The following is a 15,399-nucleotide window of genomic DNA, read 5'->3' on the forward strand; positions in this document are numbered from 1 at the left end:
TGAACGGCCAACGGCTCCCACTCCGGCGCCAGCCCCGCCAACCGCGCCCGATAGGCCGACGCCACCCCCTCCCACAACGGCCTCATCGACCAACCGTCACTCGCGATGTGGTGCAAGGTCAGCACCAACACCGACTCGCCCTCGCCCTCGCCCTCGCCCTCGCCGAGCGTGAACAGCGCCACCCGCAAAGGAAGTTCGTTCGAGAGGTCGAAGGCGGCGAACGCCTCGGCCGAGATCCGTTCCGCTACCTCCTCCGCCGTGCTCGGCTCGACCCGGAACGGCACCTCGACGTCGCCGGCGGGCAGCACCAGCTGGCGCGGCTGACCGTCGACGGCCGGATAGACCGTGCGCAGGGCCTCGTGCCGGGCGACGACGTCGCCGATCGCCGCACGCAGAGCCTCCACGTCCACCGCACCGTGCATCCGGAACGCGAACGGACTGTTGTAGGCCGCCGACGCCCCCTCCAACTGGTCGAGGAACCACAGCCGTTGCTGCGCGAACGACAACGGCAGCACCTCCGGACGCACGCCCGCCACCAGCGCCGGACGCGCCGGACGGCCGTCCTTCAGCTTCTCCGCCACCTTGGCGACGGTCGGGTTCCGGAACAGTTCACGGATGCCGAGCTCCGCGCCGAGCGTGCCGCGGATGCGACTGATCAGCCGGGTCGCGAGTACGGAGTGACCGCCCAGCGCGAAGAAGTTGTCGTCGACCCCCACCGACGGCACATCGAGGACCTCAGCGAAAAGGCCGCACAGGATCTCCTCCTGCACCGATCCGGGACCGCGGCCGTCCTCGGCCATGACCTTCTGCCCGACCGTCGGTTCCTTCTGCTGAGCCATGACATCTCCCTCTGGGGCCTATCCGGCGGTGATCGATGTGCGTGACCGGACGCCCCGGCCGGGTGCTTCGTCACCTGGCCGGGGCCGTACGCGGGTGTGCGAAAGGAATGGGAAAAAGGGAATCGGGTCCGCGGGTCAGCCGACCGCGGTCGGGCGCGGCGCCAGGTCGGTCCAGTTCTGCTCGATGTACTCCAGGCAGGCCTGGCGGTCGTTCTCGCCGAAGGCCGTGGCCCAGCCGGCCGGGACCTCGATCGCGTTCGGCCACAGGGAGTGCTGGTTCTGGTCGTTGACCAGAACCACGTAGCGGCCTTCGGCGTCCTCGAACGGATTCGTCACAGCGGTGCTCCTTCTTCGCGGGGTGAATGTTCGTGACAGGGAAAGGGACCGGGCCCGGTGGGGCGGGGTCCGGCGTGCTACGGGTGGAGGTGCGGGTCGGCCGTTCCCGGAAGCCAGACGTCCTCCGGGCCCAGCGCGGCGGGCGTGTACTTGCCCAGCGCGCTGATCAGCAGCCGCAGTTCGAAGGCGAGGCAGGAGACCAGCCGGGCGATCCCGTCCTGCGGGTCCTCGTCCGCCGCGAGCAGGGCCGCCCGGCCCAGTCCGACGGCGCGGGCACCCAGCGCCAGGGCCTTCACGGCCCTGGCGCCCTCCCACATCCGGCCCGAGACCAGCAGGCAGTCGGAGGAGGAGGAGGAGGAGCGCGGCTCCAGCCGGCGCAGGCACTCGCCCAGCGGCAGACCCACCTGGTCGAGGAAGCTGCTGGGCGCCCAGCCACTGCCGCCCTCGGCGCCGTCCACGGTCACCGAGTCCGCGCCGCTCTCCCGGGCCACGGCCACCGCCTCGCGGATGTCGCGCCCGGGCGGGAGTTTCACCCAGATCCGAGCGCGCGGGTAGTTGTTGCGCATGAACCGGATCTGCTGACGCAGGATCTCGGCGGTGAACGTGCCCGGGCTGCTGGACCGCAGCACCCGGTCGTGCCCGCCGCCGAAGACGTTCTCGTCGGTGCTGTACTGGGCGGCCAGCTGGTCGGCCACGGAGCGTTTCAGCACCGTCATCCCGCCGAGGCCGGGCTTGGCGCCCTGTCCCACCTTCAGCTCGAACGCCAGCCGGCCGGACTCCAGCAGGGCCTTCGCGGCCGGGGCGCTGTAGATCTGGTTCCACACCTCGGCATCGGCGTCCTCGGTGCTCTGCTGGAACGCCAGCCCGCCCATGCCCTCGGGGAGTTCCTGCTCGTAGGCGCGCAGCCGGGCGAGCATGCTGTCGCCGGTGTCGGCGGAGCTGTCTGCGGACCGGTCCTCGGGGCTGCCGGCGGAGCGGTCGGTGGACCCGTCGGCGAAGCCGTTGGTCGGCACCACGTTCTCGCCGATGACCAGCGGGATGCCCAGGCGTCCGGCCTGGCGGCTGGCCGCCAGGCCCAGCCCGGAGGAGGCCACCTGGGTGGAGCCGAAGGCCGAGACGTACACCGGCAGCGACGACCGGAACCCGCCGATGTCGGTGGCGAGTTCGACGTCGCCGTAGAGCGGCTCGCGGGCCAGGTCGGTGAGCTTCTCCAGCCGCTGGGGCATGAAGACCGGCGGGACCAGGCGCATCGCGTCGAGCACGTCCGTGCCGTGGGGCGCCGCCGGCTGCGGGACGCCGCCCGTGCCGCCGGCGCCGAACAGGGTCAGGCCGTAGCCGTCCATCGGCGGGAACGCGCGGGCGGCGCCCTCCCTGGCCCGCGACCGGATCGCGGCCTCCGGGAAGCCCGGGGCGCTGAGCACCCCGCTCACGGCGAGACCACCCCGGGGATCTTCGGGAACGGGGTGGCCTGCCAGACGGCGTCCAGCCCGGCGACGTAGCGGGTGAGCCGCTCGATGCCGATCCCGAAGCCGGCACTGCCCGGGATCCCGTCGCGGACCATCTTCAGGTACCACTCGTACTTGGCCGGGTTCTCGCCGCTCTCCCGCATCCGGGCGATGATCCGCGCGTAGTCGAACTCCCGCTCGCTGCCGCTGATCAGCTCGCCGAAGCCCTCGGGGGCGATGAGGTCGAAGTTGCGCAGGACCTCCGGGCGCTGCGGGTCCTCGCGGTCGTAGAAGCCGCGCGAGCCCTTGGGGTAGTCGATGATGAAGAACGGCGCGTCCGACTTGTGCGAGAGCAGGCCCTCGCCCTGCCAGTCGATCTCGGCGTCGTGGTTCTGCTCGTGGCCCAGTCGGGCCAGCTCGGCCATCGCGTCGCCGTGGCTGATCCGCTCGAACGGGGCGTCGCGGGTGAGCAGCGGGGTGAAGGCGTCCGTGTCGCGGCCCAGGACGTCCAGCTCGGCGCCCATCGTCCGCACCACGCGCTCGATCGCCGCGGTCACGATGGACTGTGCCACGCCCATCGCGTCTTCCTGCGTGGCGCCGGCGATCTCCACGTCGAACTGGTGGAACTCCGCCAGGTGGCGGCCGATGTTCGCGGTCTCCAGCGGTTCGAGCCGGACGTTCGGCGCGACGTAGAACACCTTGTCGAAGGCGAGCAGCGACGCCTGCTTGTAGAGGATCGCGCTGGTCATCAGCTTGTAGCGGTGGCCGTAGAAGTCGACGTCCACCTGCTTGGCACCACGGCCGCCCGGGTCCGTCACCGGTCCGATGATCGGCGGCAGCAGCTCCACGAAGCCCTCGCCGAGGAGTAGTTCGCGGCCCGCCTGAACGATCTGGTTCTGGATCCGCAGCACGGACTGCGTCACGGGGTTCTTGAGGTGGTCCGGCAGTGCACCGGGCCGTGCAGACTCGAACTCGCTGGTCAAGGGGTCTCTTCCTTCGGTTCTCTGGTCCTGCGGTTCTGGCAGGGGGTTCAGCTGGGGATCCCGGGCAGCCGGTCCAGCGTGGTGGCGGCGCGCTCGTCGAACGACCGCGCGACGTGGGACAGGGCCCGGAGCAGGTCCGCCGAGCTCATCGAGCGGTTGCCGGTGGACCGCCCGTTCGGCCGTACGGGCAGGGAGCCGGTGTGCGACCAGCGCAGCCGCCCGTCGGAGTCGATGTAGCTCCTGGCCCGCCCGGCGTTGTCCGGGTGCAGGCAGTACGGGACGTCCAGCAGCCCCCGGTTGAAGGCCTCGACCAGGGCGGCGCCCACGTCCGTGTTGAGGCCGAGGACGGTGTCCACGAGCGCGGTCGCCTCCGCCAGGACCTCGCTGTCCGCGCCGGTGTCCGGCGGCGCCGATCCGCCCGCGTTCTGGGCGGCCAGCGCCGCGATCTCCAGCGCCTCGACGTTCTCCCGGACGGTCGGGATCCGGTGCGCCTCGGCCGCCGTCTTGACGATGAGCCGTTCCGATCCGGTGCGGACGGCCAGCTCGGCGGCCTGCTCCAGCAGCAGCAGGGCGCCCGATCGGGTGCTGGGGTAGACCCCCATGTAGTTGTAGATCACGATGTGCCAGTCGACGTCCGGCAGCAGCGCACCGGCGAGCCGGCGCAGGGCCAGCACCGCCTCCCGGTCCTGCTCGGCGTTGGTCTGCTGGGCGTAGCTCAGCGAGATGCTGCGCAGGCCGTGCCGGTGGAAGAACACGCCTTCCAGGAGGCTGATCGCCACCAGCAGGCTGGGCGGGCACAGCTGGCCGAGCATGCAGCCGCCGAAGGTCTCGACGTGCGGTTCGATGCCGTGGTCACGGGCCCTGACCATCAGCTCGCAGGACTGTTCCCAGTTCCGCACCGCCTGGCGCAGCGGGAGGCGCCCGTACGGCAGGCAGTAGGAGACCGGGCCGCCTTCGGTGGTGTCGAGCCCCGCTTCCAGCGAAGCCGCGATGATGCCGTAGGGGCTGGCCGACCCGTGCCGCACCTGGACCGGGAAGTCGCGCTCGCGCACGCCGTCCAGCACCCCCCGGTTGGTGTCCGGGGGGTGGGTCCTGATCGGGTAGCCGTTGAGGTCGCCGCCCTCGTCGACGGCCCGCCGGGCGTCGGCGAGCTTGCCGAGCCGGGTGTAGCTGTCCAGGGTGATCGTGCCGACCGTGGTGGCGTTGGCCCCCTTGACGGCGATCAGCCCGTCCCGCATGGCCTGCGGGTCGCCGAAGCCCATGCGGGGCTGCACCACCAGGTTGCCCTGTTCGTGCGACCGTCCGACGAAGTCCGCGAACGCGTTGACCGGCCCGTCGTTCATGGGGTCGGGGCGGCGCGGAGCTCCTCCAGGACGCGGCCGGCCCGCCGCGCCTTCTCGGCGCTGAGGGCGGCGACGTACCTCTCGAACTCCGGCAGTCCGGACGACTCGTGGAAGACCGCGGAGAATCCCGCGGACAGCAGGCGGCGCGTCATCTCGCCGCCGGCGGCCCCGCCCGCACCGGCCCGCAGCTGCTTGCCGGTGCCGAGCTTCCCGCCGATGACGATCGGTGTGTCGGCGAGCTCCGGGTCTGCGCGCAGCGCCGCGACGGCGGACAGTCCGTCGCTCTCGCCGTGGCCGTTGACGCTGCTGAGCACGATGAGGTCGGGGGCGCCGCGCCGGCACTCCGCCGCCAGTTCCCCGCCCGGCAGGCACGGGCCGAGGTTCTGCACCCGGTGTCCCCAGTCCTCCAGCTGGAGCTGGAGGAAGACCAGGTTCCAGGTGTGCGAGTCCGACTCGGTGCCGCTGACGATCACGTCCAGCGTGGCGTTCGTTCTCATCGTCGGCTCCTCTCGCGGGGATCGAGGGCGGCGATCCTGGAGGGCAGGGTCCGCCAGACCTCCGGGGTGTAGAAGTGGCCGCCGGGGAGGACGTCGTGGCGGTACTCGCCCAGCGCCAGCGTGCGCCACTGCTCGCCCGCGTTCGCCTCGATGACGTCGTCGTCGGCGCCCGACAGCATCTGCACCGGCATGCTGACGGTGGCGCCCTCGGTGTACCGGAAGGTGTCCCGCACCCGGATGTCGGCGCGCATCAGCTCGACGCTCATCTCCTGGAGTTCGGGGTCCTCCAGGACGTGTGCCGGCATCAGGCCGTGGGTCTTCATCCAGAGCAGCAGACCGTCGTCGTCGTCCTGCTGGGACGGGAACATGTCCCGGGGCGTGAGCCCGCGGGCCGGCGCGTTGGCCGAGGAGACGACCAGGTTCCGCGGCAGCGGCCCGCCGCCGCTCTCGATCCGCGCGGCGACGTCGAACGCCATCCAGCCGCCCATGCTGTGCCCGAAGAGCACGTAGGGGCCGTCGACGGCGGACAGCACCGCCGCGGTGGCGTCCTGGGCCAGCTCCTCCCAGTCGGTGGCGAAGTCCTCCAGGAACCTGCCCTCCCGGCCCGGGTAGCAGATCGCCGACAGGGCGATGTCGTCCGGCACGGCGTCGCCCCACAGGTGGTAGGAGGCCGTGCCGCCCCCGCAGAAGCCCAGGCAGATCAGCGTCAGGGCGGCGTCCTTGGGGCGCCGGATGCTGATGACGGTGGTGTCCTGTGCGGTGTTCACTTGCCCTCCGTCCGACGGGACGCCACGAACTCCGCCAGCGACCGCAGTTCGGGGTGCTGGTAGACCTCCTTCGTGGACACGGTGATGCCGAACTGCTTCTTCAGCCGGCCGATGACGCGCAGCGCGATGAGCGAATGGCCGCCCAGCGAGAAGAAGTTGTCGGTGGGGCTGATCCGCTGGCGGCCGAGCACCTCGGCCCACACGCCGGCGATCAGGGTCTCGAACTCGCCCTGCGGCTCGTCCCCCGGCTCCTGTTCGCCGTCGGCCCACAGGGCCTCGTCCACGGCGGGCAGGGCCCGGTGGTCCACCTTGCCGTTCACGCTCAGTGGCATGGCGTCGAGCGTGACGAACGCCGAGGGGACCATGAACGACGGCAGCACGCCGCCGAGGTGCTCCTGGAGTTCCCGGGCGCGCGGGGCGCTCCCGTCCTCCGGGACGACGTAGCCGACCAGTTGGTCGCCGGCGGTCTCGGTGGCGTGCAGGACGACGGCGGCGGTCCTGACCTCCGGGTGCGCGGCGAGCGCCGCCTCGATCTCGCCGAGTTCCACCCGGTAGCCGCGGATCTTGATCTGCCGGTCGACCCGGCCCAGGTAGTCGATGGTGCCGTCGGGACGCAGCCGAACCCGGTCGCCCGTGCGGTACATCCGGCGGCCGGTACCGGCCGGGTCGGCGACGAAGCGCTGAGCGGTCAGCGCGGGCCGGCCGACGTAGCCGATGGTCACGGAGGGCCCGGCCAGGTAGAGCTCGCCCGGCTCGCCGGCGGCCGCGGGGCGCAGCCCTTCGTCGAGCACGTGGGCGGTGAACCCGGGCAGCGCACGGCCGATGTGCGGGCCCGCGCCGGTGATCCAGGCCGCGGTGGCGTCCACCGTGCACTCGGTGGGGCCGTACAGGTTGATCGCCTCGACCGTCCCGGCGTCGCGGGCGTCGCCCAGCTCGCGCCAGACCTCCGCCGGCACCGGCTCGCCGCCCATGAACAGCCGCAGCACGCGGCCGTCGGCGGTGGGGGCGAGGAGGGCCTCGCGCAGCACCTCCCAGTGCGAGGGCGTCAGGTCCAGGTCGTCGACGGCGTGCTCGTCCAGCAGGGCGCGCAGCACGGCCGGGTCGGTGCGCTCGTTCTCGCCGATCACCACGATGCTGTCGCCCCGGCAGATCCGGGCCCACTGCTGGACGGAGGCGTCGAAGGAGATGCTCGCGTTCCAGGCCACCGTGCGCGGCCGGTCGGCGTAGAAGCCCGCCTCTTCGAGGTCGGCGGCGAGCGCGGCCACGCCGCCCCGGGTGGCCTCCACGCCCTTCGGCGTTCCGGTCGAGCCGGAGGTGTAGATCACGTACGCCGGGTCCGCCGGGGAGGTCTCCGCCGCCGGCGCGTCCGGAGCCGCGGTCGGCGCGGCGAGGGCGTCGGCGAGGGTGATGACGTCGACGCCGGTGGGCCACGTCGGCCCGTTGCCGGGCTCCGCCAGGACGGTCCGCAGGTCGGCGCCGGCCACCATGTGGGCGAGGCGGTCCTGCGGGTAGGCGGGATCCAGCGGCACGTAGGCGGCGCCGACGTGCCACACGGCGAGCAGGGCGACGACGAGGTCCGCGCCGCGGTGCATGCTGACGCCCACCCGGGCGCCGCGTCCGAGGCCGCGCTCGGCCAGCTGTGCGGCCAACCGGCTTACTTCGTGGTCGAGTTCGGCGAAGGTCAGGGTGCGGTCGGTGCCGCGTACGGCCAGCCGGTCCGGGGTGGACGCGACGGCCTGCCGGAACCGGACGATCGGGTCGACCGTCACGGTCGGGGCCGCCGGGGCCAGGGGCTCCTCGGTGATGCTCACGCGGCACCGCCGTTGCCCGCCGCGGCCGGCACGGTGGGCCGGCACTCGTCGAGGTCGACCGGGTTGCCCATGGCGACGACGATCTTGCGGTCGCCCCGGAACGGGTCGCGGCCGTGGGCCGTGAGCACGTTGTCGACGAGCATGACGTCGCCGGGCTGCCAGGTCTGACGCACCGTCGCCTCGGCGTAGGCGGTGTTGATGATGTCGAGCTCGTCCCGGGTCAGGGGCTTCCCGTCGGCCACTCCGGTTTCGAACGGCAGGCCGTCCGCGCCGAATTCGTCCACGAGCGTCTCGCGGAGCTCCTCGTCCAATGACCAGGAATTCCAGAAGGCCATGTGATTGAACCAGACCTCCTCGTCGGTCGCCGGGTGCCGGATGATTCCGGGCCGCCGCTGCGCGGTCCTCAGATTCCCCTCGTCGTCCCAGTGGCAGGAGATCAGGTTCTCCGCGCAGTACTGCTCGACGTCCTCCCGGCGCTCGGTCGCGAATGCCTTCTCCCAGCTCACGGAGATGTGCTCGGAGTAACTCCGGTGCAGGGTCCAGCCGTTGGCGCGGATCCGCTCGACGAGCGGGGCGGGCAGTTTCCGCAGCACCTCCCGGCAGTCCGCCACCGGCGTCGCCCCGCCCTCCTCCGGGGCGATCAGGCAGGCGAACATCAGGAGCCCGGGGAACGTGAGGGTGTAGCTGTTCTCGTTGTGCATCCGGATCGACTGGGCCGGCGGCAGATCGGTGGACGAGTAGACGTCGTTGCCGAAGCTGCTGCGCGGCGTCGCCTTCTCCCGATAGGGCGTCCGCTGCGGAACGAGGACGTCCCGCACGAGCGCGAAGTCCTCGACGGAAGTGACCGGAAGCCCGCGCAGGTACAGTGCGCCGTACCTTTGAAGCGCGGTCCGGATGTCGGGCAGGAGCGCGTTCAGCCACGCGCAGGCCTCGTCGGCGCCTTCGAATCGAGGGACGACGAGGGTGGCCGGCTTGCCCTCCTCAAGGGTCCAGTCCAGCTCTTGTGGCGCAGTTCTTGCAGAAGACATGACTCGATGCACCTTCCTCATGACGGAGCGCGACGGCATGGTGCCGCGGTCGCCCCAGGGCAGTTGGATCGCGATCAGAACCTCTGAACCGAGAACACGGTCATCGACCCCGCGGGGTCGTCGTGCCGGGTAGCCGGGAAATGCGTGCGGCCCGAATCCGGGGCCGGCCACTGAAGGGTTCGACAGGGTGGCGGCTTCCGCCGCCGGCGGCGAATGGGCAGCACAAGGGCCCGGCCTTCCGACGCCTGTTCACGCGTCGACGAGCCGCTATCGCCGGGCCGTCACACCATCGGCCGCACCTGCGGGCCACCGGTACCGCGCCTCCGACCGGAGAACGGCGGGATGCCGTCCGGCACTCCCGCACACCGATCCATCCCCCCCTCCCGAGTGCTCACATTCGGGTACGCGGAATTCGCGTCCCCGGCGTCGTTCCCCCGAGTTCGCCGAGGCGGGTGTACTGATACCCATCGCCTCCGCCTTGACCGTGCGCGGCCAATCAGATCACATCACCGCGCCGTCATGGAAGAAGTTGTGGAGGCAAGTTCGCAGCTTTCATACGTCATTCACGTCACCGACGGTGACGAATCCACCACCGTTTCAGGTGATTCCGGTGCTGGGGGCGGCCGCCGCCCGTACGGCAACACCGGCAACACCGGCACCAGGCACCGGCCGGCCGGATCCCCGGGCGGGCGCGCTCAGGCCCGGCCGAGGACGCGGTCGACGGTGATCTCGATGACCACCCGGTCCGGGTTGACCCGCGGCTCCCGGTAGCGCTCGGCGTACCGGCGCTCCGCCTCGGCGACCTGCTCGGGTTCGTCGCGGACCACCGCCACCCCCTCCAGGGTCGACCAACGGGCCCGGTCCACCTGGCAGACCGCGACCCGCTGGCCCCCGGGCCCGGCCTCGGCGACGTTGCGGGCCTTGCGGCTGGTGCGGCTGGTGATCACCCGGGCGGTTCCCGTCTCCGGCTGGTACGTCACACCCACCGGCACCACGTGCGGCGTGCCGTCCGGGCGGGTGGTGGTCAGCGTGGAGATGTGCCGCTCCCGCCAGAAGGCGAGGAAGGAATCGTCGAGGTCGCGCGGGTCATGGGCCATGATCGCGATGGTACGGCCCCCGGGGAACGGTCGTTCCCCGGGGGCCGTACGGGCGGGGCGTCAGTGCCCGCGCGCGATCCACTCCGGCAGGGCCGGGGCCTCGGCGCCGATGGTGGTCGGGTCGCCGTGGCCGGTACGCACCACGGTCTCGGCCGGGAGCGTCAGCAGCCGCTCGCGGATCGAGTCGATGATCGTCGGGAAGTGCGAGAACGACCGGCCGGTGGCTCCCGGCCCCCCGTGGAACAGGGTGTCGCCGGTGAAGACGGTGCCCAGCCCCGGCGCGTACAGGCAGACCGCGCCCGGCGCGTGCCCCGGGGTGTGCAGCACGGTCAGCTCGGTACCGGCCACCTCGATCCGCAGACCGTCGGCCAGTTCGCCGTCCGGCAGCCGCTCGGGGTGGGTGAGCTTCCACAGCGGGAGGTCGTCCGGGTGCAGCAGGATCGGCGCACCGGTGCGGTCGGCGAGCGCCGGGGCCGCGTCGATGTGGTCGTTGTGCGCGTGGGTGGAGACGATCGCCAGCAGCCGGCGCCCACCGAGCGCGGCCTCGATGGCCTCGGCGTCGTGCGCGGCGTCGATCACCACCGCCTCCTCGTCGTTCCCGACGATCCAGACGTTGTTCTCCACCTCCCAGCTGCCGCCGTCGAGCTCGAAGGTCCCGGCGGTCACCAGCCGGTCGATGCGGGCCGAGGTCACAGGACCACCACCGAACGCAGGACGTCGCCCTGGTGCATGCGCTCGAAGGCCTGCTCCACGGCGTCGAGCCCGATGGTCTCGGTGACGAAGGCGCCGAGGTCCAGGCGGCCCTGGAGGTAGAGGTCGATCAGCATCGGGAAGTCCCGCGAGGGCAGGCAGTCGCCGTACCAGGAGGACTTCAGCGCGCCGCCGCGGCCGAAGACGTCGAGCAGCGGGAGCTCCAGCGTCATCTCCGGGGTCGGCACGCCGACCAGGACGACGGTGCCGGCCAGGTCCCGGGCGTAGAAGGCCTGCTTGTAGGTCTCCGGCCGGCCGACCGCCTCGACCACCACGTCCGCGCCGTTGCCGCCGGTCAGTTCGCGGATCGCCTCGACCGGGTCGGTGGTGCGGGAGTTGACGGTGTGGGTGGCGCCCAGCCCGCGGGCGGTCTCCAGCTTGCGGTCGTCGATGTCCACCGCGATGATCTTCGCCGCGCCCGCCAGCCGGGAGCCCATCACGGCCGCGCCGCCGACGCCGCCGCAGCCGATCACCGCGACCGAGTCGCCCCGGCCCACGTTGCCGGTGTTGATCGCGGCGCCGAGGCCCGCCATCACGCCGCAGCCCAGCAGGCCCGCGACGGCCGGGTCTGCCGCCGGGTCCACCTTGGTGCACTGGCCGGCCGCGACCAGGGTCTTCTCGGCGAACGCGCCGATGCCCAGGGCCGGGGACAGCTCGGTGCCGTCCAGCAGCGTCATCCGCTGCTTCGCGTTGTGGGTGTTGAAGCAGTACTGCGAGCGGCCCCGCTTGCACGCGCGGCACTGGCCGCACACCGCACGCCAGTTGAGGACCACGAAGTCACCGGGCTCGACCTCGGTGACGCCCTCGCCGACCGACTCCACGATGCCCGCGGCCTCGTGGCCGAGCAGGAACGGGAACTCGTCGTTGATGCCGCCCTCCCGGTAGTGGAGGTCGGTGTGGCAGACGCCGCACGCCTGGATCCGGACCACCGCCTCGCCCGGGCCAGGGTCCGGCACCACGATCGTGGTCACCTCCACGGGCGCGCCCTTGGCGCGCGCGATGACTGCCTTGACCTGCTGGGGCATCCGATTCCACCTCCGTCTGCCGGTGCGGCTCTGCACCGGCGTGACCTGCGACAACACGACTTCAAGACGAACTGCCCACGAAGCGTATCGCCCGCCCGGCCGGTCACCGGCGGAGCATCCCGGGCGATCCGGCGTGACGTGGTGTGATACGGCTCGCCGGACCTGCCGACGGCGTGTCCGACACCGCCGCGCCGGCTCACGGGCCCTCCCCGCGGCATGTGCCGCCCGGGTATCCACCGAGCGCCCGGGGACCGCCCGGCGCGGCCCTGCCAACGGGGGCGCACGGGCGTCGCCGAGCGCCCATCAGCACACCCCGAAGTGCCCGGAAAGCACCGGCGTTGGCTGGAAGTGCCGCAGACGGGCGCCCCGCCACCCACGTACGGTCGTAGCTGAGACGGTCCACGCGACCACGCTCAGCACACCCGCCCCACCCGTCGGCGCGCGACCGCGCACCGACCGCGCCGGGTGCGCACCGACCGTGCACCCGCGCACATTTCGCGCCACACCCCGTAGGAGCCCGACCGAACCCCGGCCCGTGTCGAGCCGCCAGCCGGCCGCATCACCCGTCCCCCGCACGATCCCCGGATTCACCCCCCGTCGGGTCGCGTCCCGCGGCCCACCGCCCTGGAGTCTGGAGTACGGATGTCCACCGAGAACAGTGCGACCAGCGCCGGCACCGCCCCGCTCCCCCCGCTGCACTGCATGCGCCGGCTCGAACCCGGCCCGCCCCGCCTCGCCGCGCTGCCCACCGGCACGCCGGTCTGGCTGGTCAGCCGGCACGCCGACGTGCGCCAGGTGCTGACCGACCCGCGACTGGGCCGCGCCCCGCTCTACGCGCCGGACGCCCCGCCGATCACGGTCACGCCGAACATCCTCGACGACCCGCAGAGCATGCTGAACATCGACGGCACCGAGCACCAGCGGCTGCGCCGCACCGTGCAGCGGGCCTTCACCCCGCGCGCGATCGAACGCTGGCGGCCCTGGGTGGCCTCGGTGGTCGAGTCGCTGATCGACGAGCTGATCGACCACGGCTCCCCCGCCGACATCATCGCCGGCTACTCCCGCCCGCTGCCGGTCGCCGTGATCAGCCGGCTGATGGGCCTGGACAACCTGGACAGCAAGCGGCTCGCGCACTGGAGCGACCACGCGCTCTCCACCACCGCCCACAGCGCCGAGGCGATCGTCACCGCGATGACCGAGTTCGCCGCCTTCGGCGCCGAGGTGATCGCCGAACGCCGGGCCGCCCCCGGCGAGGACCTGGTCAGCGGGCTGCTCGCGGCCGCCGCCGAGGACGGCTCGATCACCGAGGGCCAGCTGGTCGTCCTGGTCATCGGCCTGGTCGTGGCCGGCCACGAGACCACCATGACCAGCCTCGGCAACGCCCTGGTCTACCTGCTCCAGGACGGCCGCGACGCCTGGCAGCGGCTCTCCTCCGACGAGGCCAGCGCCGCCGCCGCGACCGAGCAGCTGCTGCGCGCCGTCCCGCTCGGCGACCGCCAGGAGCACATGCCCGGACTGATGCGCCGCACCGTCGAGGACGTCGAGATCGGCGGTGTGGTCATCCCGGCCGGCAGCGTGGTCGCCGCCGACGCGAACGCCGCCAACCACGACCCGGAGGCCTTCACCGGGGACCTGCGCACCGAGCTGTTCTCCCCGCTGGCCGCCCCCATGCTCACCTTCGGCGCCGGGCCGCACCACTGCCTGGGCGCCTGGCTGGCCCGGATGGAGCTGGAACTCGCCCTGCACCGGCTGGCCCGCCGGCTGCCCGCCCTGCGGCTGGCCGACCCGGTCGACCGGATCGACTGGCGGCGCGGCCTGCTCACCCGCAGCCCGAACTCCCTGCGGGTGGAGTGGTGACGGGCCGTGCGGACACCGAGCCGGTGGTCGTCCGGGTCGACCGCGACCGCTGCATCGGCTCCGGGATGTGCGCCCTCAGCGCCCCCGACTCGCTGGTCCTCGGCTCCGACGGGCTGGCCGCACCGCTGGCCGAGTACGCCGACGGCGGCGCGGGGCTGACGGACGGGCTGAGCGAGGCGGTCGACTTCTGCCCGGTCGAGGCGCTCAGCCTCCACTCGGCGCGCGGCGGCTACCGGATCGCCCCCGCCGAGTGAACACGCCCGGTGGGGCCCGCCGCGACGACCGCGACGGGCACCACCGGCGGTTCCGAGGGCCCCGGCACCGGCGTCGGCCGTCGCACCCCGGCCGTCGCACCCCGGCCGGCTACCTCCGCCCGGCGACCGGGCCGCAGGCCAGCACGGCGCGCAGCTCGGCGGCCGGGTCGCCCTCGTGGTACGGGCGTTCGCTCGGCTCGATGTGGTCCAGGAACTCCTGGTAGCGCAGCGCGTAGGACAAGTGGTAGAGCGGCTCGGCGAGTTCGAGGGCCCGGCACGGGTCCGAGCCGGGGGCGTGGCGCCGCCAGGCCTCCGCCCAGACCGCGGCGTGGTGCCGCCAGGCCTCCGGGCCGAGGTAGGCGCGCGGGCGCAGCCCGTCCAGGGCCGGATGGCCGAGGCAGGAGTCGGCGTAGTCGACGACCACCGTGCTCTCGCCGTCGGAACGCCAGTTGCCGGGGTGGAAGTCGCCGTGCAGCAGGGTCTCCGGCAGGCCGCAGGCGGCGAGCCGGTCCAGCAGCCCGGGCAGGTCGGCGGCGAAGCCGGCCAGGCGCTCCAGCTCCTCGGGCGTCAGGTCGGTCTCCTCCGCGAGCCGGTCCAGCAGGGAAGTCAGCTGGGCCGCCAGGGCCCGTGGGGTGCGGTCGCGCAGTGCGGCCAGGTCGTCCGGACGGCCGGCGAGCGCGGCCTGGGCGGCGACGAGCCGGGGGACGACGTCGGCGACGGTCCCGGCGGAGGGGTTCCAGCAGTCCTCGCCGGGGACGTGGTCGAGCAGCAGTCGCCCACCGGAGGGGTCGGCGGCGAGGACGGTCGGGACGAGCGCGCGGTCGACGCCGCCGAGCAGCGCGATGACCTCGCCCTCGTGGGCGTTGAACGCCGGCGTCGTGGTCTTCAGCCAGGCGTCCACGCCGGTCGCGGTGGGGAGGCGGAAGAGGCCGGAGAGGTTCCAGGTCCGGATCTGCCGGGCGGGCCCGACCGGCGGGCGACCGACGGCGGCGAGTTCCGCCTCCGCCCAGCCCAGCGCCGACCGCAGCCCTTCCGGCGTGGCCCAGGCGGCTCGGCGCTCGGCGGGGCCGAGCAGCGCGGCCGTCCCGGCTTCCGGGGGCCGGGAGTCGAGCGCCCTCGGCCGCTCGCTCGCCTCGGCGTGGTAGCGCACCCGCCCGCCGTGACCCGGCTCCTCGCTCCGCCCGTCGACCAGCCGCGCCACCAGCACCGGCACCCCGGCCGACGCCGCCGCGCGCGCGACCACCTCGTCCACGGAGGACCACCAGCCGAGCTCCACCTCGAAGGGCCCCAGCTGCCCGAAGTACTCGTCGCCGTAGGTGAGATCGACCGTCACGGTCCGGTTGCTCGCTCGCTGCATCGGAGCAGCT

Annotated in this window: 15 protein-coding genes; 2 read left to right on the forward strand and 13 right to left on the reverse strand. The window is 72.9% G+C overall.

What is annotated here, in order from left to right; translation table 11 throughout:
* The 12 genes from ACWGJO_RS31955 to ACWGJO_RS32010 form a co-directional block, all read right to left on the reverse strand.
* On the reverse strand, positions 1-839 hold an 839-nt coding region (locus tag ACWGJO_RS31955), incomplete at its 3' end, for a condensation domain-containing protein (protein ID WP_452189099.1).
* A 135-nt stretch (positions 840-974) separates the two neighbouring features.
* Positions 975-1,175: an MbtH family protein gene (locus ACWGJO_RS31960; protein WP_452189101.1), complete on the reverse strand. Its 201-nt coding sequence runs from the start codon at positions 1,173-1,175 to the stop codon at positions 975-977.
* 77 nt (positions 1,176-1,252) lie between these two features.
* Positions 1,253-2,605, reverse strand: a complete 1,353-nt coding sequence (locus ACWGJO_RS31965; protein ID WP_452189103.1) for a glutamate synthase-related protein — start codon at positions 2,603-2,605, stop codon at positions 1,253-1,255.
* On the reverse strand, positions 2,602-3,603 hold the full coding sequence (locus tag ACWGJO_RS31970) for an asparagine synthetase A (RefSeq protein WP_452189105.1): 1,002 nt from the start codon (positions 3,601-3,603) through the stop codon (positions 2,602-2,604). Before ACWGJO_RS31970 ends, ACWGJO_RS31965 begins: the two co-directional genes overlap by 4 nt.
* A gap of 47 nt (positions 3,604-3,650) precedes the next feature.
* Complete coding sequence (locus ACWGJO_RS31975) at positions 3,651-4,946, reverse strand: methylaspartate mutase (protein WP_452189107.1); 1,296 nt, start codon at positions 4,944-4,946, stop codon at positions 3,651-3,653.
* A complete protein-coding gene (locus ACWGJO_RS31980) occupies positions 4,943-5,443 on the reverse strand; it encodes a cobalamin B12-binding domain-containing protein (protein ID WP_452189109.1) in 501 nt (166 codons plus the stop codon). Before ACWGJO_RS31980 ends, ACWGJO_RS31975 begins: the two co-directional genes overlap by 4 nt.
* Positions 5,440-6,210, reverse strand: a complete 771-nt coding sequence (locus ACWGJO_RS31985; protein WP_359900347.1) for a thioesterase II family protein — start codon at positions 6,208-6,210, stop codon at positions 5,440-5,442. The genes ACWGJO_RS31980 and ACWGJO_RS31985 overlap by 4 nt, the downstream gene beginning before the upstream one ends.
* Positions 6,207-8,021, reverse strand: a complete 1,815-nt coding sequence (locus tag ACWGJO_RS31990) for a non-ribosomal peptide synthetase (protein ID WP_452189111.1) — start codon at positions 8,019-8,021, stop codon at positions 6,207-6,209. Before ACWGJO_RS31990 ends, ACWGJO_RS31985 begins: the two co-directional genes overlap by 4 nt.
* Positions 8,018-9,049: a TauD/TfdA family dioxygenase gene (locus tag ACWGJO_RS31995; RefSeq protein ID WP_452189113.1), complete on the reverse strand. Its 1,032-nt coding sequence runs from the start codon at positions 9,047-9,049 to the stop codon at positions 8,018-8,020. The genes ACWGJO_RS31990 and ACWGJO_RS31995 overlap by 4 nt, the downstream gene beginning before the upstream one ends.
* Before the next feature lie 695 nt (positions 9,050-9,744).
* On the reverse strand, positions 9,745-10,146 hold the full coding sequence (locus tag ACWGJO_RS32000; RefSeq protein ID WP_359900341.1) for a pyridoxamine 5'-phosphate oxidase family protein: 402 nt from the start codon (positions 10,144-10,146) through the stop codon (positions 9,745-9,747).
* Positions 10,147-10,206: 60 nt separating this feature from the next.
* Positions 10,207-10,839 carry an MBL fold metallo-hydrolase gene (locus ACWGJO_RS32005; RefSeq protein WP_452189115.1) on the reverse strand — a complete coding sequence of 211 codons (633 nt, stop codon included), beginning with the start codon at positions 10,837-10,839 and terminating at the stop codon, positions 10,207-10,209.
* Positions 10,836-11,921 (reverse strand): S-(hydroxymethyl)mycothiol dehydrogenase, encoded by a 1,086-nt coding sequence (locus ACWGJO_RS32010; protein ID WP_359900338.1) that lies wholly within the window; start codon positions 11,919-11,921, stop codon positions 10,836-10,838. Before ACWGJO_RS32010 ends, ACWGJO_RS32005 begins: the two co-directional genes overlap by 4 nt.
* A 642-nt stretch (positions 11,922-12,563) precedes the next feature.
* Between ACWGJO_RS32010 and ACWGJO_RS32015 the strand changes: the two genes are divergently transcribed.
* Together ACWGJO_RS32015 and ACWGJO_RS32020 are read left to right on the forward strand one after the other, a co-directional pair.
* Positions 12,564-13,778, forward strand: a complete 1,215-nt coding sequence (locus ACWGJO_RS32015; RefSeq protein WP_387693557.1) for a cytochrome P450 — start codon at positions 12,564-12,566, stop codon at positions 13,776-13,778.
* On the forward strand, positions 13,775-14,032 hold the full coding sequence (locus tag ACWGJO_RS32020) for a ferredoxin (RefSeq protein WP_387693556.1): 258 nt from the start codon (positions 13,775-13,777) through the stop codon (positions 14,030-14,032). The genes ACWGJO_RS32015 and ACWGJO_RS32020 overlap by 4 nt, the downstream gene beginning before the upstream one ends.
* A 109-nt stretch (positions 14,033-14,141) precedes the next feature.
* Here ACWGJO_RS32020 and ACWGJO_RS32025 read toward each other — a convergent pair whose 3' ends face one another.
* On the reverse strand, positions 14,142-15,389 hold the full coding sequence (locus ACWGJO_RS32025) for a phosphotransferase family protein (RefSeq protein WP_452189118.1): 1,248 nt from the start codon (positions 15,387-15,389) through the stop codon (positions 14,142-14,144).
* Positions 15,390-15,399 lie beyond the last annotated feature (10 nt).

The sequence above is a fragment of the Kitasatospora sp. NPDC054795 genome (assembly GCF_053611565.1).